General features: G+C 57.7%; 18 protein-coding genes and 1 pseudogene. 12 read left to right on the plus strand and 7 right to left on the minus strand.

Features of this window, described 5'->3' with window-relative positions:
* Positions 1–438: 438 nt before the first annotated feature.
* The 6 genes from repA (at position 439) to BBX50_RS29275 (ending at position 6,352) form a co-directional block, all read left to right on the plus strand.
* Entirely contained in the window at positions 439–1,662 is a 1,224-nt protein-coding gene (gene repA, locus BBX50_RS12440) for a plasmid partitioning protein RepA (protein WP_065775642.1), read from the plus strand.
* Positions 1,663–1,711: 49 nt separating this feature from the next.
* Positions 1,712–2,692, plus strand: coding sequence for a plasmid partitioning protein RepB (gene repB, locus BBX50_RS12445; protein WP_065775643.1), 981 nt, complete (start codon positions 1,712–1,714; stop codon positions 2,690–2,692).
* A gap of 157 nt (positions 2,693–2,849) precedes the next feature.
* Positions 2,850–4,067 (plus strand): plasmid replication protein RepC, encoded by a 1,218-nt coding sequence (gene repC / locus BBX50_RS12450; RefSeq protein ID WP_065775644.1) that lies wholly within the window; start codon positions 2,850–2,852, stop codon positions 4,065–4,067.
* A 483-nt stretch (positions 4,068–4,550) separates the two neighbouring features.
* Entirely contained in the window at positions 4,551–4,919 is a 369-nt protein-coding gene (locus BBX50_RS29265; RefSeq protein ID WP_083213644.1) for an adenylate/guanylate cyclase domain-containing protein, read from the plus strand.
* A 96-nt stretch (positions 4,920–5,015) separates the two neighbouring features.
* Positions 5,016–5,540, plus strand: a complete 525-nt coding sequence (locus BBX50_RS29270; RefSeq protein WP_083213645.1) for a hypothetical protein — start codon at positions 5,016–5,018, stop codon at positions 5,538–5,540.
* Between the two features lie 59 nt (positions 5,541–5,599).
* Positions 5,600–6,352, plus strand: coding sequence for a tetratricopeptide repeat protein (locus tag BBX50_RS29275; protein WP_161490868.1), 753 nt, complete (start codon positions 5,600–5,602; stop codon positions 6,350–6,352).
* Between the two features lie 314 nt (positions 6,353–6,666).
* Here BBX50_RS29275 and BBX50_RS12460 read toward each other — a convergent pair whose 3' ends face one another.
* Positions 6,667–7,848 (minus strand): tyrosine-type recombinase/integrase, encoded by a 1,182-nt coding sequence (locus tag BBX50_RS12460; protein ID WP_065775674.1) that lies wholly within the window; start codon positions 7,846–7,848, stop codon positions 6,667–6,669.
* Positions 7,849–8,846: 998 nt separating this feature from the next.
* Here BBX50_RS12460 and BBX50_RS12465 point away from each other — a divergent pair.
* Together BBX50_RS12465 and BBX50_RS12470 are read left to right on the plus strand one after the other, a co-directional pair.
* Complete coding sequence (locus tag BBX50_RS12465; RefSeq protein ID WP_065775645.1) at positions 8,847–10,043, plus strand: hypothetical protein; 1,197 nt, start codon at positions 8,847–8,849, stop codon at positions 10,041–10,043.
* 514 nt (positions 10,044–10,557) lie between these two features.
* The gene (locus tag BBX50_RS12470; RefSeq protein ID WP_065792046.1) at positions 10,558–11,850 is read left to right on the plus strand and encodes a hypothetical protein; all 1,293 of its coding nucleotides are present in this window, start codon (positions 10,558–10,560) and stop codon (positions 11,848–11,850) included.
* 444 nt (positions 11,851–12,294) lie between these two features.
* Here BBX50_RS12470 and BBX50_RS12475 read toward each other — a convergent pair whose 3' ends face one another.
* Positions 12,295–12,918, minus strand: a complete 624-nt coding sequence (locus BBX50_RS12475) for a hypothetical protein (RefSeq protein WP_139108287.1) — start codon at positions 12,916–12,918, stop codon at positions 12,295–12,297.
* Between the two features lie 94 nt (positions 12,919–13,012).
* Between BBX50_RS12475 and BBX50_RS30725 the strand changes: the two genes are divergently transcribed.
* Together BBX50_RS30725 and BBX50_RS30730 are read left to right on the plus strand one after the other, a co-directional pair.
* Positions 13,013–13,771: a hypothetical protein gene (locus BBX50_RS30725; protein WP_244513143.1), complete on the plus strand. Its 759-nt coding sequence runs from the start codon at positions 13,013–13,015 to the stop codon at positions 13,769–13,771.
* A gap of 31 nt (positions 13,772–13,802) precedes the next feature.
* On the plus strand, positions 13,803–14,249 hold the full coding sequence (locus tag BBX50_RS30730) for a hypothetical protein (RefSeq protein ID WP_244515122.1): 447 nt from the start codon (positions 13,803–13,805) through the stop codon (positions 14,247–14,249).
* A gap of 96 nt (positions 14,250–14,345) precedes the next feature.
* Here BBX50_RS30730 and BBX50_RS12485 read toward each other — a convergent pair whose 3' ends face one another.
* The 4 genes from BBX50_RS12485 to BBX50_RS12500 all read right to left on the minus strand — a co-directional run bounded on the left by BBX50_RS12485 (position 14,346) and on the right by BBX50_RS12500 (position 18,825).
* On the minus strand, positions 14,346–15,485 hold the full coding sequence (locus tag BBX50_RS12485) for a UvrD-helicase domain-containing protein (protein ID WP_065775648.1): 1,140 nt from the start codon (positions 15,483–15,485) through the stop codon (positions 14,346–14,348).
* Positions 15,482–17,113, minus strand: coding sequence for an AAA family ATPase (locus BBX50_RS12490; protein WP_065775649.1), 1,632 nt, complete (start codon positions 17,111–17,113; stop codon positions 15,482–15,484). The genes BBX50_RS12485 and BBX50_RS12490 overlap by 4 nt, the downstream gene beginning before the upstream one ends.
* Before the next feature lie 97 nt (positions 17,114–17,210).
* Positions 17,211–18,392: a hypothetical protein gene (locus BBX50_RS12495; protein WP_065788390.1), complete on the minus strand. Its 1,182-nt coding sequence runs from the start codon at positions 18,390–18,392 to the stop codon at positions 17,211–17,213.
* A gap of 139 nt (positions 18,393–18,531) precedes the next feature.
* Entirely contained in the window at positions 18,532–18,825 is a 294-nt protein-coding gene (locus BBX50_RS12500; RefSeq protein ID WP_065775651.1) for a hypothetical protein, read from the minus strand.
* A gap of 535 nt (positions 18,826–19,360) precedes the next feature.
* Here BBX50_RS12500 and BBX50_RS12505 point away from each other — a divergent pair.
* The gene (locus BBX50_RS12505) at positions 19,361–20,032 is read left to right on the plus strand and encodes a DUF938 domain-containing protein (protein ID WP_065775652.1); all 672 of its coding nucleotides are present in this window, start codon (positions 19,361–19,363) and stop codon (positions 20,030–20,032) included.
* A 207-nt stretch (positions 20,033–20,239) separates the two neighbouring features.
* Positions 20,240–21,286: pseudogene (locus tag BBX50_RS12510) on the plus strand (molybdopterin-dependent oxidoreductase).
* A gap of 236 nt (positions 21,287–21,522) precedes the next feature.
* Here BBX50_RS12510 and BBX50_RS12515 read toward each other — a convergent pair.
* Positions 21,523–23,412: an adenylate/guanylate cyclase domain-containing protein gene (locus BBX50_RS12515; protein WP_065775653.1), complete on the minus strand. Its 1,890-nt coding sequence runs from the start codon at positions 23,410–23,412 to the stop codon at positions 21,523–21,525.
* Positions 23,413–23,561: the final 149 nt, after the last annotated feature.

Here is a 23,561-nt window from a genome sequence, read left to right on the forward strand (position 1 = left end):
ATACCAATCGAACTTTGCGCACATCGCTTTGATGGGTGACGATGAAAGCGATCCCTGGACAGATCGCGGTGCGACAGTTCGGAACTCGCCACGTTCTCCTGCAGGACCGCAGGGTTCCCTCCCAGAGCGCGAATCGCGCGAGTCGGGTGAGTCGCAAAGGGGCGAGGATTGAAAAGCCGGCTTACCGCTTGGTTGCGAGGAAAACGGGCCGGTTTGTCCCCTGCAAATCTATCAGGCGCTTTACGGCATCATGGTGCGTGCGAAGCTATTGAAAATAAAATGAAAAATGAGCGTTTCGAACGTCCTGAACACAGGGGGATCGATTGCGCGTTAACCCTTTGTTAACTCTATATTCCTTGTCAGGGGACCAGAATCGCCCATAATAACGGTTAGGTTGAGTTTCCTGCCAAAAAACCGTTATTCGAGAGCTTCCTTGCAATGAACGCTAATTCGCCGTCGATGGCTACTGCTGAGCCGATGCACTTCGAGGACCTCATCCTCGAACAGGGCGATCTGATTTCGAAGAAGCTGCATCTCCTGAGCATGCAGCAGTTCCCGCCGAATGCCAAGAAACTGCTCCGCCAGTTCTCGCTTTCGGAAGTGGCGGAGTTTCTCGGCGTTTCGCAAAGCACCTTGAAGAAACTTCACCTTGAAGGCAAAGGCCCCTCCCCTCAGACGTCGTCGTCCGGTCGCCGTTCCTATAGCGCCGAGCAGATGGTGGAACTGCGCCAGTATCTCGACCAGCATGGTCGGTCGGAAGCCCGGAACTACGTGCCGCAGCGGCGCGCGGGCGAGAAGTTGCAGATTATCGCGGTCGTCAATTTCAAAGGTGGTTCGGGCAAGACCACCACCGCAGCCCATCTCGCACAGTACATGGCGTTGACCGGGCACCGCGTCCTGGCCGTCGATCTCGACCCACAGGCGTCGCTTTCCTCGCTTCACGGCTTCCAGCCCGAGCTCGACATGGCGCCGTCGCTCTATGACGCGATCCGCTACGACGAGCACCGCCGGCCGATCAGCGAGATCATCCAGTCGACCAATTTCCCCGGCCTCGACATCGTTCCTGCAAACCTCGAGCTGCAGGAGTACGAGTACGACACGCCTCTTGCCATGTCGAACAAGAGCTCGAACGACGGCAAGACCTTCTTCACCCGCATCTCACGGGCCCTGGCCGAGGTCGACGACCGCTACGATGTCGTCGTCATCGACTGCCCTCCCCAACTCGGCTACCTCACGATTACCGCGCTGACTGCGGCGACCAGCGTCCTGATCACGATCCATCCACAGATGCTCGACGTCATGTCGATGGGACAGTTCCTCTTGATGCTCGGGGGTATCCTGAAGCCGATTCGCGACGCCGGCGCTGCCGTCAATCTCGAGTGGTATCGCTATTTGATCACGCGATACGAACCGACGGACGGCCCACAGGCGCAGATGGTCGGCTTCATGCAGACGCTGTTCCACCAGTTCGTGCTGAAGAACCAGATGCTGAAATCGACTGCGGTCTCGGATGCCGGCATCACCAAGCAGACACTTTACGAAGTCGACAAGAGCCAGATGACGCGTTCGACCTACGAGCGTGCAATGGAATCCTTGAACGCAGTCAATGCTGAAATCGCTGAACTCGTGCACGCGTCCTGGGGACGCAAGGTTGCTGGTTGATTGAGCCGGCGGTGACGCTCAGACGATTGCAGGAAAACGGAGCAGGCAGATGGCGAGAAAGAATCTACTGGCAGGTCTGGTAGACGCGGCGGAGATCCCGCAGGCCGACGTCGCGTCGGCCTATCCAATGCGCGGCGCATCGAAAAGCATGGTGCGCTCGCTCGACGAACTCTCCAGGCAGGCCGAGAAATTTCTTGAAGGAGAAACCGTCGTCGAGCTGGACCCCGAGACGGTCGAAGGCTCCTTTGTCTCTGATCGCATGGACGACGATCGAGAGCAGTTCGAGGCGTTGAAGCAGGCGATTGCCGAACGCGGCCAGGATACGCCAATCCTCGTGCGCCCTCACCCGACTGCAGACGGTCGCTACCAGATCGTGTTCGGGCATCGTCGCGCCCGCGCCGCCCGCGAGCTCGGACGCAAGGTGAAGGCTGTCGTCCGAGCGCTGGACGACCGGACCCACGTCATTGCGCAGGGACAGGAAAACTCTGCTCGCGCCGATCTGACCTTTATCGAACGGGCATTGTTCGCGCGACGTCTGGAGGCGCTCGGCTACGACCGCGCGGTGATCTCCTCGTCGCTCGCAGCCAATGCCGCTGCCGTTTCCAAAATGATGTCCGTGACCGAGAGGATTGCGCCGTCACTCATCGAGAGCATCGGGCCGGCGCCGTCGGTCGGGCGTGAGCGCTGGGTCGAACTGTCACTTTTGGTGGGCAAGCAGGCCAACGCCAACAAGGTGGCGGGCATCGTTGGCGACAGCCAGTTCCAGGCACTGAGCAGCGACGAGCGTTTTGGTGCGCTGTTTGGCGCCCTGAACAAGACCGGTAAGCCGGTCAAGAAAACATCGACCACGACAAAGGACGCCTGGCAGACCGCGGACAAAGCGGTCTCGGCGCAGTATTCGAACTCCGGCAAGGCCTTTGCGCTCTCGATGAAGTCGAGGAATGCCGGTCGGTTCGGGCAATATCTCGCTGACAACCTGGATCGGCTCTACGCCGAATTCCTGGCGGCGAATGACGGAAAGGACGACTGAACGCGCAAAAGAAAAAGGCCCCCAGACGGTAACCATCGTGGAAGCCTCTCTCATCGTTTAGCAGCCTGAGAATCGCATTTCCACGAATCGCAGTCAAGAGTCTTTGGCACCGGAATGGGTGAGCGGACGTTTTTTGCCTGAAAGTAGGTGAAAGAGGATGCAAGGTGGAAATGTGACGACGCCCTTCGGGCGGCGCGCGATGACGCTCGGCATGTTGGCAAGCCAATACATGTCGCGTGAAATCGAGCCCGAGACATCGGCCGACAAGTGGAAACTGTTTCGTGCGCTCTGTGAAGCCAAGCCGAAGCTTGGAATCAGCGAGCGTGCGCTGTCAGTCATGAACGCACTGCTGAGCTTCTATCCCGAGACAACACTGTCGGAAGAGAACGGTCTCATCGTGTTCCCGTCTAACACGCAGCTGTCGTTGCGCGCTCATGGCATGGCGGAAGCGACCTTGCGGCGTCATATCGCGGCGCTTGTCGATGCCGGATTGCTTGCCCGCCGCGATAGCGCCAATGGCAAGCGATTTGCACGCAAGGACGGAGACGGCGCAATCGACGAGGCCTTCGGGTTCTCGCTAGCCCCGCTGTTGTCACGCGCCAGGGAGATCGAGCAGGTTGCTGCGGAGGTTGAAGCCGAGCGACTGCAACTGCGCAGGCTCCGCGAGCGGCTGACAATCTGCCGGCGCGACGTGGGCAAGCTAATCGAGGTTGCCCTCGACGAAGGCGTTAAAGGCAACTGGGAAGCGATCCATGACCACTACCGGAGCCTCGTCGCCTCAATTCCGCGGGTTGCAACAGCAGGAACGATAGCCCCGATCCTGGACGAAATGGAAATGCTGCGCGAGGAAATCGCCAACCTGCTGGAACTTCGAGTAAAATCTCAAAATATGAGCGCCAGTCCTGATCAAACTGAGCGGCACAAACAGAATTCAAATACCAACTCCCTTAATGAACTTGAACCTAGCTCTGGAGAAGAGCTGGGCGCGAAGCCGAGTTTGAGCAGCGAACCGCAGCGGGAACCGATGAAGGCGTTTCCGCTGGGTATGGTGCTTCAGGCTTGCCCGACGATTGCAGATTACGGCCCGGGTGGGGCTGTGGGCAGTTGGCGCGACCTGATGCAGGCAGCCGTTGTCGCCCGCTCAACCCTTGGCGTCAGTCCATCGGCCTACCAGGATGCCTGCGAGACCATGGGGCCGGAGAATGCGGCCGCCGTGATTGCCTGCATCCTGGAGCGGGCAGGGCACATCAATTCGGCCGGCGGATATCTGCGCGACCTGACATCCCGAGCCCGTCGCGGGGAGTTTTCGTTGGGACCCGTGCTGATGGCTCTTCTGAGGGCGCGGGGCGGAGGAAGCGATCGAAAGGCCTCTTGACGGGCCTAAAAGAGTGACGGTGCGACAAGTCGAATTGTCGGCTGACAAAATTGGCAAGTGAGAGAATGGAATCAGTTGTCTAACGGGTCAGCGATGATAGTCGGGCGCCATCCGTGGTCATTGGTAAGCCGGCGAGGGGGCGTTAAAGGATCATTGTGAGTTGTCGGCTGACAAAAACTGAGAATTATGTCGACGATTCAATGATTTATGACGAACCCTGTTCGTTCTCGTCGTCGATGGCGGCTTGGGCCGCTGATTTCACAGTCAGCCGCTGACACACCGCGGTTCGCTCGCGGGGCGACAATGGACACGGAAGCAATCATGGGCCGGGCTGATGTGCGAGCGTTCTGCCCGACAAGATGCACTGGTCCCAACGCAGAAGGACAGACCGTCTCGCGGCGAGTGATCATTGCACCGCTTGTTTCTTGCGGCTGTGTGTGGTGGACTGGTGGGGTCGGTGCTCGCTCCCATAGGGGTCGCCGCATGCGGAAATTGGCTGCCGTTCTCTGTATTGATGTTGCCGGTTACAGCAAGCTGATGGGGCGTGATGAGGCCGGTACACTGGCCCGCGTCAAGTCGGTCTTTGCAGCGTTCGCTCCGGCGTTAGCCAGCCACCACGGTCGCGTCGTGAAGCTGATGGGCGACGGTGCCTTGATCGAATTTCCGAGTGCAGTCGACGCGACAGCATGTGCAATTGCGCTTCAAGACCTTGCCGGCGCGACAGATCCGACACTTCGGTTTCGTATGGGCCTCAATCTCGGCGATGTCATTGCCGAAGATGGCGATCTGTTTGGGGAGGTGTCAACATCGCGGCAAGGCTGCAAGCGCTTGCTGCGCCGGGCGGGATCGTAGTGTCCGAGACGGTTCGCGAGCACGTGGCAGGAAAGGTGAGCGTTGTGCTTGAGGATCTCGGTACGCGGTCGCTGAAAAACATCGAGCGCCCCATCCATGCATTTTCCATCCGACCGGGCCCTGGTCGCGGAAGAAGGCGGTGGCAGCGAGTGGATCGGCATCTGTATTTTGCCTTTTGCCAACATGAGCGGGGATCCCGAGCAGGACTATTTCAACGCCGGCATCACTGAAGATATCATCATCGATCTCAGCAAGCTCTCGGCGCTTACGGTGATCTCCCGCGGAACATCCTTCGACCTGAAGGGCAGGGACGCGCGGGAAATCGCCGGGCAACTGAACATGGCTTACATCCTCCAGGGCAGTGTTCGTAAGGCAGGTGAACGAATCCGGATGACCGCGCAGTTGATCGATGGGGCAAATGCGGCAACGGTCTGGGCCGAACGGTTTGATCGAGATGTCAAGGACGTGTTGATATTGCAGTCGGACCTCGCGGGAGCCGTCGTCGACGCACTCCGGCTGCAGTTGTTGCCTTCGGAGCGGAAGGTTCTGGAGCGTAAGGCCCCGGTTGATCCGGAGGCCCACAAGCTGTTTTTGCTGGCGCGGGAATCTGCCGTCGCGTGACGGAGTTGGAGCCAGGCAACGCACGGGCCTGGGCTCTTCTTGGCGAAACGCTCAACCGCTTGAGACGCAGCGTCGGGGGCGTGGAAACAGGTGAACTGGAAATCGACAGGGCTCTCGAGCTCGATCCCACCCTTGCCAGCGCCCATGCCGGAAAAGCTCTTCTGTATCTCTATAGGGGCCAGTTTGACGATGCCGAGCACCACTGTGCGATTGCGCTGAAACTCGGGCCGGACGACTACGCCGCTAACCTCGCCGCCGGGCGAACGTTCCTGATGCAACGGCGCTTCGATGAGGCGATCCATCATTTTGAGCGCGCCGCGGCCCTGGTGCCTGGTGATTACAATGCCGCGGCGATGGCCATCCAATGTTACCAGGGCAAGGGCGATGATCCGGCAGCGCTTGCGGCCTGTCGCCGCGCGCTGGCGAGGATCGAGCGGATCGTTGCGGCTGAACCAGACCATAGCGGCGCTATCGGCCATGGTGCCGGCATCCTTGCGCTCCTCGGTGACCGGGAGAGGGCCAACGAATGGGCGTGTCGCGCCAGCCTGCTGGAGCCCGATAATATTCAACTCCAGGCAAATCTCGTTTGTGCCTGGGCTATCAGCGGTGACGCCGGCGCAGCCCTTGACGCACTCGACCGCATCGCGCCGAAGGTGAGCCCGGAACTTTTCGTGTGGATGGAAAACGACAATGACCTGGATTGCTTACGCTCGTTGCCGCGGTTCAAGAGGATAATGCGCGCAGTGGAGGCCCGTTTCCGGGATACGGCCTCAACTGAAAGGGAAGCGCCAAACCAAAGCACCCCGCTCTGATCTGGGGTCACTTGGGGCGCGACGATGCGCTGGGGACAGGGTGCTGTGGCGTCCCTGGTGCGTTTATGGGAACACCCGGTGTTCGATGCAACCTTCAGGCCGGCAGTCGCCAAGCTGCCGCAACTAAGCGATTTCCCCGCACCGGCCGGCCGCCGTCTTGCGATGCCCGCTCGCATTTGCGGGGTCTGAAAATGCGCGGGGATAGCCTGCGGTCGCGGTCAAAGCGTCCAGCGTTTCGCCTTGCTTGAAGGTGGAAAAGGATCCGGATCTGCAGGCCTATCCGTAGCGATACTTTGCGGCAGGTGGCGGTTTTGTCAGGTGATCAACCGGGCAGCCCGCCCCTGTTTGCGTTCGGCGTCGTTGTAATAGCGCGCCGCCTGCGTCACGGACTTATGCAGCGACTGCTGCATGGCTTCAGGCAGCGGAATGCCGCGATTTGCTGCTTCGGTCAGGTAGCCTGACCGCAACCCATGCGCAGAAAATGACGTCGGGTCGAGGCCGGCCTGCTGGCAACGCGCCTTCAGGATCAGGTTGACCGACTGCGGCGAGAGCGGTCGCCAGTCGATATTTCCCCACTGGTCGATACGTCGGAAGACCGGACCATCCTTGATATTTGCCCGCTCCAGCCACCGTTTGAGTGCCACCACCGGCCGGCCGATCAGAAACACCTGTTCGTCATCGTCGCTCGCGGTCGTCTTGGTGCGGCCAAGCCGGATCGAAAGGCAGGGGAGGGGGAGGGAGCCGGCGTCGGTCGGATCCGCCTGCACGGGCTCCTCGTCGGTCAGGTCCTCGACGCGCAAGGCCGTCACCTCCGAGCGGCGGCGGCCACCGGAGGCGAAGGCGAGCAACAGCAGCGCCCGATCGCGCAGATCAACCGGGCGTTCGCCGACGCAGGCCAAAAGGAGCTTTGCCAGGATATCGCCCGTGACGGCTTTCTTGCTTTTGCGCTGCCGCGGACGGGCACTGGCGCGAACGGCAAGACGCAGCGCCGATTTAATCGAGGGGCCATCAAAGGCGCCGATCAGGCCCCGCCAGCGGGTGAGGATCGACCAGCTCGTCAGGCGGCGACGAACGGTCTCCGGAGCGTGCGGCCCGTCGGCGCGCAACAGACGCTGGGAACGCAGGCCACTTTCCACTTCGATCGGCATGCCATGGCTTGGATCTTCGGCTCGCTTGGTCGGGTCCCAGAGGTGATGGGCGACGAATTTTAAGAGCAGGCTTTCCGGCGCCGGCCAGGGGAGGGGAGAGCCGGTGGCGAGCTGTGACCAGGCTTCGAGATAACCAAGGTCTGACGCAAGCGCCCGAAGTGTGTTGTCACCCATGCCTTCGCTGGCAAGATGCTTGAGCGTGGCGACATCGTCGTCGGTCAGAAGGGCGGCAAGCTGATCGCGCCGGTCGAAGGGCAGAATGGCGTCGAGGGCGTCGAGTTCTTCGGCGCGTTTCGTGACGGCGTCGTGGAGAGGGGCTGTCGTCGTTCTCTTACGGTGCTCAGCGATCGGTTTGCTGATGCTTGTCCGGTCTTTCAAAGTTGAATCTCCCGGCAGTCAGGATGCGAATTTTCTGGCTGAACGCATGCTTATCCTGATTTGGCCGCTGCGGGCGAGAGGGGAGTCGCCGGCCTGCCTGAAATGGGCTGCATCGGGGCCCGTGCTGCCGGGAACGAAAATTGCCTGCCACAGACACGTCGACATGAAAGAAGCACAGATGCCGGAGAGCGGCAGAAGATCAGGCGATGCGGGAAAGGCCGCCATCGAAAGAGCACCGGCGCCCTGATCGCCATATCTTCTTGCATTCTTTGCCGGGGAGACCGGAATGCTCAGCCCCGCTCATCAGCGCATCCGTGTGTGCTCATCGACGATAGTCAGCCCGCCTGTCCATATACAGACGAAAAGGCACACACCGGCATTGGGGCGGACACCGATCCTATCGAGCCAGCATTCGTCGCCGGAGCATCAGATGACGGTCCCCGCTCAGTGTTTCGCAACGCCCAGACGCAGTTGATCGCGGTGTCATTCTGCCGAGGTGCATCTGCAAGGAACGGAAAGCGGCGGTCTTTGCTGGCGCCGCCGCCGGTAAGACATACCAAATCGCATGTTGTGCGCGTTTTCAGTGGAGCCTTTGGGAACGGCGTTGCGCGGGTTCGGTCGAACGCATTCGTGCGGGAGCAGTCCTGCTCGGCAAAGACCATGAGATCGATCTCGTCGTGCGGTTGGCTTCCTAGGGGCGGGGTAAGTGCTTTGCTCAAACCCGACTGATTTAGCCTCGAGTGTTTAGGGGGAAGCGCGGTCTCTGATGCGTGTGCGACCCCAGATCGATCACTAGCGATACTGGATACCTATCGATAGCGATCGGAAGCAAAACTTGATGTCTGAGTGACGGAATTTAAGGCGTATTTAGTTTCTGCATATCAAAATAATCGGTAGAAATCATATAGTTAATGATTTGTTAATTCCCTCATTTGACCTTTGCTAGCCATTAAGCGTGGAGGAATACTATGGACGACGCGTGGCCAACCTGGCTCTCGATCATGGAGCATGGATCAGTCGGTGAGGCGCGAACGCGATCGTTCTTGATCGATCGCTTCTGGGTTCTTGAGCGAAGCGTCGACATCGACGGCGCTGACTTTCTGATACAGCTGCGAAACCCCACTCAACGCTTTACAGATAATAAGCCACCGCGTATTGGCGTCATCCAGGCTAAGTACTTCCAAGATCGTCGCACGACCCACTATATCCCTAAGAGCTATGTGCTCGACGATAAGGGAACGCCACTGGAAGGATTTTTTTCACTGCTCCACGTGGGGATGGAGGACAGCGGTGTCATGTACCTTCTTTCGGCCAAGGATATCGCTGACAATCTCACGCTCAGTACCGCCCGTTCACCCGAAGCATATGTCGTTGGCACCAAGGCATTGGTGGACGCCTTCCGTGTCAACTCCCGAAAGTTATCGCTCGATAGGATCGCGCATAGCCTCCGGTCACAATCTTACCAACAGTTGGCGGCCATCTCCGATCAACTCAATATCCCTTTCCGGCGCGTCAATAAGGACGATATCGATTTTAACTGGACCCTTCCGTTGCCCAATCCAATTGGCGACATCACCAAGATGTTTGTCGACCAGAAAGAGGAATTACGGGGACTTCTATTCGAGATGGAAGAGGTAATTCAGATCGTCGACTCTATCCTCGCGGAGAAAGATCCGCGGAAGGCTCTCTCACGCCTGGATGAGCTAAACAATCACGTCGACGGGCGTCGAAAGATCCCTTTCGGCGTAAGGTCGGATTTTCGATGGGACGATTTCGAGGAAGCGCTCAGCAGGCACGGGTACTGGTTGGATGCGCTTCAACATGATGGCTTGCTTGCTGCGTATGTAACCATGGGAGAGCTCCTCCGAGATGAACTTACTGCCCATACGCAGGCGAATCCACCGACCCAGGTCAATGACTTTTTGGAAGCGGATCTCCAATACGATCCCCTTTCCTTCAAAGTTAAGAGCATGACTATTTCACATGGCGCAGCAGGAGGGGGTTCGCCCGAGATCACATCGGCGGGACATGTGCGAGTCTCGCGGCCGTATGATCAGTGGACTATGAGGAAATCGAATGCGGTTGAGCATGTCGTCCACAATGTCTGGTGGAGCGCCATGGGCAAAGTTGTAGGAGACCGCTACCCGCATCCGGATGATATTTGATATCTGCGCCGGCGCGGCAATCATGGGAGCCAACGAGCTCGTCAAGAATACCGCGTCTGATCGAGCAGGGCACGCAAATCATTGGTCTCAGCCAGCATCGTCGCCAGGACGCCATACCGCAGCGGCGCGGCAGAGTGTGGGGGCAGGGGGAGGTTTCGGGTGTGGGAAGTGATCTAATGCTCGTCTATGCCTTTCCTCCCAAGAGGTTGAGCTTATCGAAGAAGACGCGATTTCGCTTTTGGTAAGCGTGGTAAAGGGTTGCGGCGGACGTTCGAAGCCTATCAAACCAATGATACGGGTTAATATGGTGACGCGACGCTCGACAGGTTATCCAAAGTGCGTCAGAGGGTCATGCATGCGTCTCGAACGTTGAGGCAGTGATGTCTTTTGCAACAGTCAGGCAAAAGCGGCGCCGAAAAAGAAGACGGGTATGGAGGGTCTTTTGGTAACGCGTGTGTCCCTGGAGAGGTTTAAGCTTCTCGGCTGTTGGGGAGCGAGTGAGGAATTTCGCACCATGGCGAGCCTTAAGTCCGCCTGGGCAACGGATGATGAGCATGTGATCGCGGGTGTCTACTTCATCGAGTCGGAGGAGGTGTTCACCTACATTCTGCAAGTGAAGGACCGTTCAGGCCGATACGGTGGCTTTTTTCTCGCTGCGCCCCTTGTGACGGCGAGAGAAGCCGAGGCAGCGCTCAGGTCCGACCTTAAGATCATTGAAACCGGTGAAAAGCCAGCGCCAGAACTTGAGCCGGCGAAAGGTGGCGTCGATCTGTTCCAATCGGGCCTAGTCATCGATCCGAATCTGAAGTTTTTGAATTTGCGTGATAGCCAGAACTCATCCGCGACCCGAGCGGCGATTGCCGAAGTCGCGCGATGGTACGACGATCTCGATGGGAACTTCGTCAAGGACTTCCAGAGCTCTGGCATCGACGGGCGGGTCTGGGAACTCTATCTCTTCGCCGCATTCACTGAAATGGGGTTCACATTCGATCAGTCAAATTCCGTTCCTGATTTCCGTCTCTCCCGTGGCGGGAAAAAGGTGTTTATCGAGGCGGTGACTGCGAACCCGAGCAACGGGAAACAGTTCGATATAGCTGGACCGCCTCCGCCGCCTCCCGATGATTTTGCCGGATACATCGAAAACGACATGCCGCAGAAATTCGGGTCGCCGCTTCGCAGCAAGGTGAAGAAGAAATATTGGGAAGCGTCTGACGTTGCTGGGCACCCGTTCGTTCTGGCGATCGCAGATTTTCACGCTCCTGCATCAATGACCTGGTCTCAGACAGCACTCTCATTCTACTTGTACGGTATCGGAGTCGAGTTGAGAAAGGAACACCCCAACTACAAGAAGGCCGTCGAGAAAAAGCTCGGAGACCATGTCGTTGGTGCGAAGGTCGTGCCGACGAATTTTTTCGGTCAAGAGGAGCACAGGAACGTTTCCGCCATCCTCTTCTCCAACGCGGGGACGCTTGCCAAATTCAACCGGATGGGTGTGCTTGCAGGCTTCGGTGATCCGAGAGTTCAGCTTCGCCGCATTGGAGGGTTGTACAACTATCAACCAGGGGCCGTCGATCCTGTCAGTTTCGAGATCAATGTGGAGGATCCAGACTATGAAGAAGCATGGTCGGATGAGATCGAGATTTACCACAACCCAGACGCACTCGTGCCGCTCGAGCATGAACTTTTCCCGACAGCTACGCACTTCTATATGAAGGAAGGGGAACTGCTATGGCATGGGCCAGAGCGAAGAGTACTATATTCGTTCACTCAAAGCATTGAGGTGAATCGACCTGGGAGAGCTGAATAACCTCGCCCGGTATTTGTGCTTTCCGTGCCAGCCAGTACTGAAGCAAACTGACGGCTTTCGGGCGCGCAAGCGGGTGCTGTGGACGGCCGACACCGCCGTCCCGCGCAACGAACTGCTAGACCGCTCCGGGCTAATTCGAGCACTAGATCGCGTGCGGCGGCAAGGTCCGCGGTGGATTTGATGGAGCCGCACTTCACGAGCTCCGTGCAAGGCTTGTTGCGAGGATGTTCGTGTTCTGGGCCAAAAAGATGTGTAACGGGGGTTTGAAGCGCCGGTGGTCGGCCCTTACAATTATGGTGCGCGGAGTTAGGAGTGGCCTTCTCCATAGCATCACGGAGAAACGACCATGAGCAGCCGCGAGGACAACCGACGCGCATCGCAGAGCGCTTGAAACTTATCTCCAGCAACTGATCGTTCAGGGTTACCGAGTAAGCTGACCAGGATTCATCGCTTTTTTCCCGAGATGTAGGCGAACTCGGTCAGGCCGGCTTTCATCCACAGAGTGGGATTGTTTTCGGGGGTGGTTACTTTGGTCTTGAGTACGGCTTCCACTTCCCGCAGGTAGGCGACTCCTCCATCCAGCGAAGTAAGCAGAGTATCAACGAAACGATCCTTGTTCGGCGGATAGTTGAAGTCAGTTTCGGTGTCGAAGATCTTATGCTTCTCGCTGGCATCGACGTAGCTGTTGATCGCTGTTTCCAGAATCCAGAAATTATAGATGAGCACTACCGACGCATCGTGTTCACGATTGAGCGTCAGTACCAGTTCGGGTTTCCACTCAATGGCTTTGCTCAGGAGGTCGTCGGTGAGATGGCCCGTGAACTTGTTGCGAAGGTAGGAAAAGAACTCTGCAGCGCCTGCAATCGCGGCATACCCGGCGCTAAGTCCGCGATGATCCTTGTAAAGAAATCGCACCGCACTCTCAAAGTCCCTCAGGTTGTGGAAGGCAATGAAAGCAGTTTTCAGGTGGGCAATCGCCAAATAGAGACCCTTGTTGCGAATCTCCAGCGCGGCCTCCTCGAGGTCGTTCCTTATCAATAGGCATTTAAGTAGTTTCGCTTCTATCATCAGTCGCATCTTTATGTTGTGGTCCCGCACCATACGCTTCGTGTATAGGATGTAAATCTGCCTTGCAGGCACATCATGATTGACGGGCTAGGGAATGAGCACGCATACGGAAGAGCAAGTACACGAGCACCTTTACGCGGTCGGCCTGGAAGCGGTCGTGAAGGATTGCCCGATCTTGGATCATCCTGGGCCCCTTCCAGATATTGATCCTGAAGCAGAACCCAGTTTCGAGCTGTGGCGTCTCATTAAGACCCGCGCTTACGGTAGGCTGCGACGTCTGCACAATACGGTGCGCTATGGATCGTTCGTGGGAAGCAAGGTCTCGCTCCCCACAGATTCCAGCCGCCCGATGGAACTCGATCTGCTTGGCACACATGAAGACGGTTTATTCGTTCTTGAGCTGAAAGTGGATAGGTCCGCGGAACGTAACGCCTTCTCGGAATTATTCGCGTACAGCAACTACATTGCCGGCATGTTCGCATTGTCCGGGCACCAGGACATCACCAACGTGCTTGTGGCGAGTCTCAGTGTAAAGATCACGCGACAGGCATTCCTGTATGACCTCCTGATCAATGACAGGAACATCATCGTCTACCAGCCAAGCTTTGGGACCGACGAGGTTACAAGTCTGCAGTTGGAACTCTGGCTTCCGAGCGATGACGATTTCCAGCATTTCACGAATGACCTGCTGTCGCACGAGGCGATGGCCTGTGCTGTGATTTCCTTTGATGATCTCGAAGGGTGGTACGATGCTCAGCAGTTATGCGGCCCAACTCATGGAGGCAGACCGCCTGCATGGGTTCTGCTTTGTTCGCAAGCCATGGAAAGAGATTCCCCGCTACTATCGAAATAGCCTTTTCATCTGCGCCCTGAATCCATTCAGGGTGGCGGTTGCCGAGCGAGCGAACGCAATTACGGCGCAAATCGACTCAGATAAACGCAGCGAGTTTTTCGAAATGCCGGAAATGGCATTCGACGGCCGTGTGGTGCGGATCGCGCAGCGAGCCGTGAAAGATTGCTTAGCGCACCACACGGGTGGAGAGCTCGAGACGCCTTACTGGGGGAGCATAGTCGAAACTAGCAGTGAGGTAGTCTACACCCACAATTTCGGTTTCCGGCCGACAGGAATGCTGCGCGAGGCCTATACAAGCTATCTCAACGAACGCTTCGCGATCGAGGCGGCGGGTGGCTGGGGCGACGACCTGTCGGTACTGAAAATCAACAATGTCAACAACTGGTTGCAAGCTTGGGAGTTTATGCGGATGTGCGGCTTCGCCCAGTCTGGCACGGAAGCCGACGCACCTGAAGATAGCGATGACCAACTGTCTTAGTATCTCACCCTCGAGCGCTTCGCCGGATTCGAGGTTGGCGACACCGGTTGATATGGCTGAAACGTAACAACTCCTGGGACGGCTGTTCCCAGAACCCTACTGAAAGGTCGAGAATCCGGGGATCTCTTGACCCTCTGGGAGATCGGCGACAACGGCGATCACATGTCGGGCACGCGTCAACGCAACATAGAATTTGGCACGAGTCTCGGCCTCTAGTTTGAATTGCGGGTCTCTGAGCCACGACATCATATCTTGTGTGGGGTAGACAACCACGCGGTCGAACCCAAGCCCTTTGGAGCGCCCGAAAGTGAGGGTAGGCAGATCGGCGGATGCGACCCTCACGTTGGAAGCCCAGCGGAGTTGCACCGGGCGGCCGGTTCCGAGATAGCGAGGTAGATCCTTGCGACTGACGATGTAAAGTCCGGCATCTTCGGGCACCGGTTGGCGGCAATCTGCGCAGTCACATGCACCAGTCGCCGTCATGGCAGGATATAGCTTGGACGACAATGCACATATCGCCGCACTGTTTCGGTGCGATGTGGCCAGGCTGGTCACATCGATATCGCACACGAGCTTCTTTGGTAGCGTATCGCGAATGAAGCTCTCTATCCCGCCATTTCTGTATTTCCCATGGCGAGCTTCGTTGTGGGTGAGGTAGGTGACCTGCCGCGGGTCTCCTACCAGAACGATATTGGAGGGGCTCTTGAACAACGCCATCAGGACATCGAGATCGTGGCCGGCAAGATCCTGCACTTCATCCACAAAGATGTACGGATAGATCCGCGAAAAACGCTCGAAAACTGCGCCGGCTGATGCCTTGTCGCAGCGGATGACCAGCTTCGCCAATTTGTCGGAGTAGAGGCGGTTGCGCCGATCGAAATAATAGCGCTGGAACTCGGCTTCTCCCCAATAGACGGGGAACCCTGCCTTGGTCCTATACCGCAATCCTGACCGCTTCGAGTCGAGCAGCATTCCGGTTACATCCCAATCAAAGAGCTTTCCCTGAAATGGTTTGATGCCATGCTCGATCAGCAGACTAAACCATGTCTGGATGCGCACGTTGCCTGGAACCGAGCCATGGATCTCGACGAATTTGCGCCGGATCTCCTCTTCGTTCGATTCAGTGTAGGTGGTAATCAGGACGCGTTTGGGCCCAGCGGCAAGAGCCTGCCGGACCAGGTAGGTGGTTTTCCCCGAACCAGCGGCGGCGATGACCAGCTTGTTCGGCCCGATCATTCGGCGATCGCGTCCAGTATATATTTCGGATAGGTGATGCTGGTAGGCGACGAGAAGATCGCTAGTGCGCAATCGGTCTTCTTTCGCAGCATGTAGCGATGGAGGTCATCGAGTGTGTAATCGGTGCCAAAAAGCTTGTTGAGCGCGTCTACGCCGTTCGCCTTCAGCAGCTTCGGCTCCAGTGTATTGTAATTGAACGCCTTATCTCCAATGACCAGATCGCCCTTATCGATCTTGGGGTCATAGCAAATCTTGATATGTGCAACGCCATCGAACCCAGCATATTTCGTTTTTAGCCTGTCGATATTGCCGTCGTTGTCCGTTGCGACGGCCACGGGGATTTTCAATGCCTTAGCCAGTTCAAGGAAACGCAGGAATGCGGTCCCCACCGAGATGACATCGATCTCGTCATCAATCGGCAAGCGCCCTTTGTTGGCATCCATGTAGGCGCGCTGGACAATCAGCTCGTCGCAATCACCTTCGACGAGGATCGATTTCTGGGAGAGTATCAGGCGCAGGGTGTTGTAACCGGGTAGCTTGTGGAAGAATTCGCTGGCCTCGAGGTCCTTGATCCGCGTGACCCGCGCATCGCGTAGCAATATGAGGTGGGCCAGTCCGAGCTTGTTCGCGACGAAGCTGCTATGTGTGGTTATGATGACCTGCTTGCCGCTGTTGTCAGTGCTAATATCACTAATGAGTTGGTTCAGCTTGGAATGCGATAGGTGGTTTTCCGGCTCCTCGACGAGTAGGACGGTCGCTTCGCTGTTCTTCTTACTGCTCAGGGCAAGCCGCGTCTTGACGATACATTGCTCGCCTTTGCCAATGTAGTGGAACGGAACGTCCTCGATATAGGTCATGAGGCTGTTTTCCCACGCATTGTGGGACGACATATCAACCGAGATGCTAACGTTTTTCCGGCTGATCTTAGCCGCTTCTGCCAGCCTCTTGTTGATGGCGTTAACATTGCCATCGCCTTTGAAAGCGTCTTTGAGCCTTCGGTGCGCCTGCGATATCGCAACGCGTTCTTTCTCGTCCAGGAACTCTCTGACGATACGAGCGATATACATATCCGAGCCGCTCTGAACTCGGGTGCTTGTTGAATCGATCATCGCGGACTTGATGGGGATTCCGCGAGCCGTCGCAGGTTGGCGGGAGAATTCCCACCATTGGACATGGTAAAATTCCAACGGGATAGAGGCGATTTCCTTGGTTTTCAGCAGCTGCGTATAGGAACCATCGTATTTGGTATCGAACTCAATCGTGAAAAGCAGACCGCATGCTTTGTCGTTCTTTTCAGAGTTCTTGTTTCCGCGCAGGTCTTCCAACACATCGTCATCGCCCCCAAGGAATAGTTCGATCTGAATGTCGGGCGGGGGCAGTGGTACTTTCGTGCCGATGCTTTTCAGATAGGCCTGCTCAGCGTTCCGGTTGAAGAGGTACGGCGACAGCTCGTTGCGCAGATATTTCCCATTCAGCATGCCAGTGAGGCACAGATGGATTGCTTCCAAAAGCGTGGATTTTCCGGCCTCGTTGTTGCCGACGATAATGTTGACGCCCTTGTTGAAATCGATCTCGAACCAACCTTCAAAACATTTGAAGTTCTTGATCTTGGCCTTCTCGATGTACATCGCTCCCCCCGATTCCCGCGCAACAACCATAGCTTGTTCGGTGGGATGCAGCGAGCAGGTATAAGAGAATGTTGTGGATCGGCAGGCGACGACGATGTCAGATCTCTTCCACGTTTCCATACTCCATCAGATCAGCATCGCCTGCTTTAATCAGGAATGCTCGCATTTCCGGAGAGACAGGGCCCTCTACATGAAAGCGGCCGAAGCGTTGACGCAGGGCCGGCCAGCGGCGAGCTAATAATCCTGTCCTGCGGTGTACCGGCGCAAACCAAATCCACTGCAAGCCCCACCAGGACTTGCCATCACCTTCCCGGAGCCGGAACGCACAAGCACCGACGAGGCGTCTCTCTTCATCAACAAAAAGGAACCCCTGTCCCATCATATCGCTTTGCGGATTGACGTAATCCCATTGAACGAAGTCGTAGTGAAACTCACGATTGAATGCCAAAGCGCGCGAATACATCTCAGAGTGCATCCATTTCGGCGAGGCGAAATTGACGAAGACGTGTCCGTCTGTAATCTCGACGCCGTCAAGCTTCGGATGATAACCGGGCTCGAGATACCTCATTCTCTTTTTATGTTCCCGCCGATGTGACGCGCTGGACTCCGGGTCACCTTTCATCCACTGGTACCCGCACCCCTCACAAGTTGCCCGTTTTGGAAGCCGTGCTTCCCGATACTTCGGCGCCTTGATCTCCACATGCACTGGCTCACTGTTCTCGTCGAGCGACCCGGTCAGCTTGTACCCAGTGTCGGTTTTGACCGATCGGTAACGCCTCACCGCGCGCCAGCAATCCTCAGTCGGGAACGTGACCGGCGGCATTTTGTGTTCTGAGACGGGATAACAATAGACAGTCAGCTCCGATGAAGAGACCTGCGGCTCGCGCTCGATGCGAGACATTTCAAGATTGACCAATTCGTGTGGTCGAACCCTGAAACCGAGCCGCTGCAGCTGGATTAGTAAAGCCGCAACGTTGGCCGCCGATAAGCTCTGGTGTCCGTAAGCTGAGCCTCTTCGGTTGCGCGGCCTGCTGAAAACCGTTTCTTGGGGGATGTCGAAAAGCGTACACCATCGTTCGACGTCAAACTGATACCTGAGCTCGTCGAGACGGTCATCCATCAGATACAGCAGGTCCATGACGTCGGCGGACGAAGCCCACTTTTCGCGATGGATCTTCAGCGCCAGCTCAGTAGCCCCAATCTTTGCCGCACGACCGGGGCTTAGCAGAGCCTTCCACAATGCCGTCATTTCCGGCTTTGTCAGGACTTTCTCTGTCACAGGTTCCTCTTGCAGATAGCTAGGACTGACCGAGGCAGGGAACCGTGATGCACGGGACCCGTCGTGACTGCGCTAGCGTTTTCCTGTTTCGCGCCGCCACGGCGGGGCCGGTACGGATTGGAAATACGCAGCGCTGCGTTCACTTAAGTGTGTAAGTTTCGTTGCGGACCGCGAAAACTTCGACTTCTTCTTCGACGCGGATATCGAAGTATTCGGTAGTATCGAAAACTGCAGCCGCCGAATCTCGCGCAGGGTCTGTGTCCTTTCTTGCTGCCTCGTCTTCCGTATAGCGAGAGAACTCGGAAAGGCGCAGTAGGATGTAATTTCGATGATCTTCCGGTAGCGTGGCGATGACAACCTTTAACAGGAATTGGAGGCTTTCGATCTTGCCGCACATTTCGGCAATCGTCCGGTCTCTTTCCTCGTCTGTCATCGTCGTTTCTCCGCCTGGTTGCTGCCAAACCCAATGGAGCATCTACCAGCGCTGGCGGCAAGCGCTTCGGGGCGCTTATCCCCGAGCGCGCGTTAATTGGGAGTGGTAAGGATGGAGTTCGCAAGCTTCCCAATACACCTGGCAACGGGTTCGAATCCGTTCAAGGCGAAGGATCGGAGACATCCGGACTGAGCGGCATGTGGCCGGCTTCCGGCGGGCTCAGGCTGATGGAGAGTTCGCGTTGCTGGATTTGATCTGAACGCCCCCGCGGGAAGAACGGAAGAACGGATTCTTGGTCGTTACAAGTCCGGCGTCGCAATTGGGGCCGAAAGCCGTCGGTCGGTTTCCGGGCGCCAATTTTCGAAAGTAGACCTTGAGCCTGGCGGGGGTGTGATCTGACGCGAAGTGTACGTTCGGTCGCCCTCGGCCGAACGTACGCGCCGACGACCCCCTTCGTAAGTCCGAAATCCTTGGTTTCAGTCCCACGATTTCAGCTATAGGGTGGGAGACATCGCACAAAGGGGATTCAAGGCCAATGCCCCCAGAGAAGAAGGACCGTTCGCCTGTTGCGCTGGAACAGCGCGACATAAGCGCCGACAAGCGCTTGTTCTCACCTTCCGCTGAGCGAAATTCGGCGCCGATCCTCGCGGTCCTGAAACGTCTCCTTCCAACACGTGGCGCCGTGCTGGAAATTGGATGCGGGACCGGCGAGCACGCCGTGTGTTTTGCGGGAGCAATGCCCCACCTCACCTGGCAGCCGAGCGATCCGGATGCCGACGCCCGCACCAGCACGTCCAGTTGGATCGAATTCGCAGGGCTGAAGAATGTGCTGGCACCGCGGGATATTGATGTGTGTTCAGGACACTGGGGCGTCGAACAAACGGGGCATTTTGACGCCATCGTGTCGATCAATATGATCCATATCGCGCCATGGGCGGCAAGCTTAGGATTGTTCGCAGGAGCTGGCCGTTTGCTTCACGCTGGTGGGCTTCTCCTTTTCTACGGCCCATTCATGCGCGACGGGGCGCACAACGCCCCCTCGAACGCTGCTTTCGACGCGGCTCTAAAGGAGCGCAACCCGTCCTGGGGTGTGCGTGATATCGCTGATCTTGAGCAAGTGGGTGAGGCCGCTGGACTTAATCTCTGCGAGACGATCGAGATGCCTACCAACAACATGTTGCTGGTCTTCGCCAGCGGTAGTGCCTGAACGACAAGCGGGAGCGAAAGAGACGTGAGCCTATAGCAGCATTCGGCCCCTTTGCTGCCGTTCGAGGCCGATCCGAGGGACGTGCGGTATGTGCTAGAATGGGGCCGAAGACGGAACGCGACAGACGCACTGCGAGGGGGTGTGATCGTACCGGAATCCGCGCGACCGAGTGCCGACATTGTGCTCTTGGAAGGGGAGACGAGGACGATGCCGACACCAGCGCAACCCAGTCTAATCGTTCGACAGAAATCCCCACAGAACATCGAGTTTCCGTTTGCGTCACTCTCCGACTGGCTGATCCCAACCGAGCTTTTTTTCGTGAGAAACCATTTCCCATCGCCGGACCTCGATGCGCGAGACTGGAGATTGCGCGTTGGCGGGGCGGTAGAGCGGCCGATCGAACTTGACCTCGACAGCATCAAGGCGATGCGGAGCACGACTTTCACCGCCGTCGTCGAGTGCGCAGGGAACGGGCGCGTCTACTAAGTGCCGCCGAAGGAGGGGTTGCAGTGGCAGAATGGAGCCGTCGGCAATGCCGTGTGGACAGTTCTTCTGCGCGAGATTCTAGAAATGGCGGGCGTTAAGCGAACAGCACATGAGGTTCTGCTCGTAGGCGCAGACAGCGGTGTCGTCGACACGAACAAGAAAACGGCTTCTCCCGGCCCCATCGCTTTTGCGCGCAGTTTACCGCTTGAGAAGGCCATCGCTGACAGCACGATCCTTGCCTATTCGATGAACGAGGAGCCGTCGACGCGCGATCACGGCTACCCGCTACGCGCAGTCATAGGTGGCTGGTTCGGCATGGCGTGGGTCAAGTGGATTACGCATATCACGTTTGTGGAGCAACCGTTCCTTGGCTACTGGCAGGCGCGCGACTATGTCCGTTGGGAGCGCAGCCTCGGGGAACCCAGGCTGGTCCCCCTTGCGGAGATGGCGGTCAAAGCGCAGATCGCGCGTCCCGTACAGGGGGCGCGGCTCATCGCCGGCCGACCGTACCGGATTTTCGGAGCCGCCTGGAGCGGAGAGGCCGGCAGGTGCAGGTCTGCACCGGAGATGGCAGGGGCTGGCGCGAGGGAAGGCTCCTCGAAACAGAAAATCCCATTGCATGGCGCTTGTGGGAGTACACGTGGACCCCTGAAGAAGTGGGGCGATATATACTGCGATGTCGCGCGATCGATGGGTCGGGGTGTGTGCAGCCCGACCTCCCGCGTTCCGACTGCGAGAGCTACGCGGCCAATTGGATCGTTCCGGTAGAGGTTACGGTCGTTCCCGAGCCACAGACGTACGAGGAGGAATTCGTGATCTAATCACCTGCGGCCCCTTCTTCGTTTTTTTAGTGTCCCGCGCGGCAACGATGAGCATGGCAGCCCTCGAACAGGGCGACGTCCACCTCGGTAAGACAGGCAATCAGGAGATAGGGAAGTCCTTCTTTACACGGCGGGGACGGTCTCGGCGACGCCAGCCCATATCGAGCTCGCCGGCCGCCGTTTTTACTGCGTAGCACACTCCGGCAGGCGCAAGGGCCTTTTGATCTCCGCGAGTTCTTCCGCCTTGGCGCAATCAGGAAAGCCGACCAGCCGCATGGTTTCGATCAACCGCTGGCGCTCCGCTTCGTTGAATCCGGGAATATTGACAAATCCCTCGACACTCAAATTGGGAAACCTCCTCAGTGCGTCCGTTACCGCGACCTTCGCCTCCTCAGTTCGGCCAAGAGCTGCAAGCGCGCCAGAACGCATCACCCAGTGTTTCCTTGCATAGTTTTCCGGTGTCAAGCGACCCAGCATCCGCAGGGCATCCTCATACCGGCCAGCCATGAAGTAGGCATGAGTGAAAATCCTGGCACTCCACATCGGGAAACCGGGATTGAGACTGACCGCCTTGTCGACCAGTTCCGCGGTGCGCTCAGGCTCGCCGGAGGTCGAGGCCCAATCGATATAGAAAGTCAGAACTTCGAACTGACCGGGCGCGAGGCGCAGTGCGGTATCGAACTCTGCCTTGGCGCGTTCGAACTCGCCTCTGTCACCTAAAATCGTGGCATAGACAGCATGCGCCTCGGCATCACTCGGGTCGAGCTGGACGGCCCGCTCGGCAGCCGCTGCAGAGAGAGCCCGGTTCTTGTCGGGATCAACCCCAAAACCGATCAAGACACCATGGGAATGGCTCAGTTCGACCCAGGCGCGGGCAAGGCCGGGGTCCAGTTCGACTGCGCGGGTCAGCAGCCTGACGGCCTCCTCGGCATCCGCCTGATTGACTTGCTCGAGCTTTTCGGTTCCGAGCAGATAGAGTTCGTAGGCGTTGAGATTCTCGGGCGGCTTTCTATGGGCGGTGATGCGGCCTGCCTCCTGGACCAAACCTGCGCCGCCGCCGAGGCGGTTCGAAATCTGCGCGGAGATTTCGATCTGGATTGCGAACAAGTCATCGTCTGGCCGGTCCCAGCGATGCGACCAGAGATGTTTGCCCGTTCTGGCGTCGACGAGTTGCGCCGTAATTCTTACGCGGTCCGACTGACGCTGGATCGAACCCTCGACCACAAATCCTGCGCCGAGCGCCTCGCCCACTTCATTCGGCGTGACCGGTCTGTCCCGGTATTGTTCCGTCGAGTTACGGGCGATCACCTGGAATTCAGGGAACCCCGCCAGATCCGTGATTATGTCCTCAGTGAGTCCATCGGCGAGGCGTCCGGTGGCCGCATCGCCGCCATAGTTGTCGAACGGCAGCACCGCTACCAACGGCTTGCCGCTTACTGTCGCAGCTGGCCAGAAATGCCAGATCGTCCCGGCCAAAACCAGAATAAGGAGTGGCAACACTGCTGCTGCCCAAACCCAGCGCTCAGGCGATGGCCGCGCTGGTTGGCGTCGGGCTTGTCCCTCAAGGAGGACGCGGAAGGCCTGCACCGGTTCGGCGATATTCTTCACCTTCTGCTCGCCCATCGGCTCGAAGCCGAAAGCCAGCTTCTTTTCAACCTCCCGAGCGACCTTTCCCGAGACACAGATGCCGCCCGGGTCTGCCAGTTGCTGTAGCCTGGCTGCGACATTGACGCCCTCGCCATACCGGTCCTCGCCCTCGACGATCACCTCGCCGAGATTGATCCCAATCCTGACCTGGATCCGCTGGTCCCCGGGAACGGCGGCATTCCGTTCCGCCAGCCCGCGCTGCAGCGAGGCGGCGCATTCCACGGCGTCGACCACGCTACCAAATTCGGCGAGCATCCCGTCGCCTATAAGCTTGAAAATCTGGCCGTGATGACGGGCAATCTCCGGCTCAAACAGTTCCTGGCGCCGGGCGCGAAGTCGCTCGAACGTGCCAGCCTCGTCGCGTTCCATCAGCGCGGAATAGCCCACGACATCAGCAGCCAGAATGGCGGAAAGCTTGCGGTCCATTGTTTCGGCCTAAACCCGCCGGATTATAGGACTGGTCGCACTTAAATGAAACGACAGACCTCAACAGCTTCAGGGAACCCGCGTCTCATTGGACACCTCTAATGAACGTCACAAGGCCGTCCCCCGGTACCAAATGCTCATTTGAACCC

It is taken from the genome of Ensifer sp. LC11, assembly GCF_001695835.1.
Lineage (GTDB): Bacteria > Pseudomonadota > Alphaproteobacteria > Rhizobiales > Rhizobiaceae > Ensifer.

Excerpts from the sequence above, each read along its gene's own strand:
- repA (WP_065775642.1), top strand. The coding sequence starts at position 439 with ATGAACGCTAATTCGCCGTCGATGGCTACTGCTGAGCCGATGCACTTC.
- repB (WP_065775643.1), top strand. The coding sequence starts at position 1,712 with ATGGCGAGAAAGAATCTACTGGCAGGTCTGGTAGACGCGGCGGAGATC.
- repC (WP_065775644.1), top strand. The coding sequence starts at position 2,850 with ATGCAAGGTGGAAATGTGACGACGCCCTTCGGGCGGCGCGCGATGACG.
- BBX50_RS29265 (WP_083213644.1), top strand. The coding sequence starts at position 4,551 with ATGCGGAAATTGGCTGCCGTTCTCTGTATTGATGTTGCCGGTTACAGC.
- BBX50_RS29270 (WP_083213645.1), top strand. The coding sequence starts at position 5,016 with ATGCATTTTCCATCCGACCGGGCCCTGGTCGCGGAAGAAGGCGGTGGC.
- BBX50_RS12465 (WP_065775645.1), top strand. The coding sequence starts at position 8,847 with ATGGACGACGCGTGGCCAACCTGGCTCTCGATCATGGAGCATGGATCA.
- BBX50_RS12470 (WP_065792046.1), top strand. The coding sequence starts at position 10,558 with ATGGCGAGCCTTAAGTCCGCCTGGGCAACGGATGATGAGCATGTGATC.
- BBX50_RS12475 (WP_139108287.1), bottom strand. The coding sequence starts at position 12,918 with ATGATAGAAGCGAAACTACTTAAATGCCTATTGATAAGGAACGACCTC.
- BBX50_RS30725 (WP_244513143.1), top strand. The coding sequence starts at position 13,013 with ATGAGCACGCATACGGAAGAGCAAGTACACGAGCACCTTTACGCGGTC.
- BBX50_RS12485 (WP_065775648.1), bottom strand. The coding sequence starts at position 15,485 with ATGATCGGGCCGAACAAGCTGGTCATCGCCGCCGCTGGTTCGGGGAAA.
- BBX50_RS12490 (WP_065775649.1), bottom strand. The coding sequence starts at position 17,113 with ATGTACATCGAGAAGGCCAAGATCAAGAACTTCAAATGTTTTGAAGGT.
- BBX50_RS12500 (WP_065775651.1), bottom strand. The coding sequence starts at position 18,825 with ATGACAGACGAGGAAAGAGACCGGACGATTGCCGAAATGTGCGGCAAG.
- BBX50_RS12505 (WP_065775652.1), top strand. The coding sequence starts at position 19,361 with ATGCCCCCAGAGAAGAAGGACCGTTCGCCTGTTGCGCTGGAACAGCGC.
- BBX50_RS12515 (WP_065775653.1), bottom strand. The coding sequence starts at position 23,412 with ATGGACCGCAAGCTTTCCGCCATTCTGGCTGCTGATGTCGTGGGCTAT.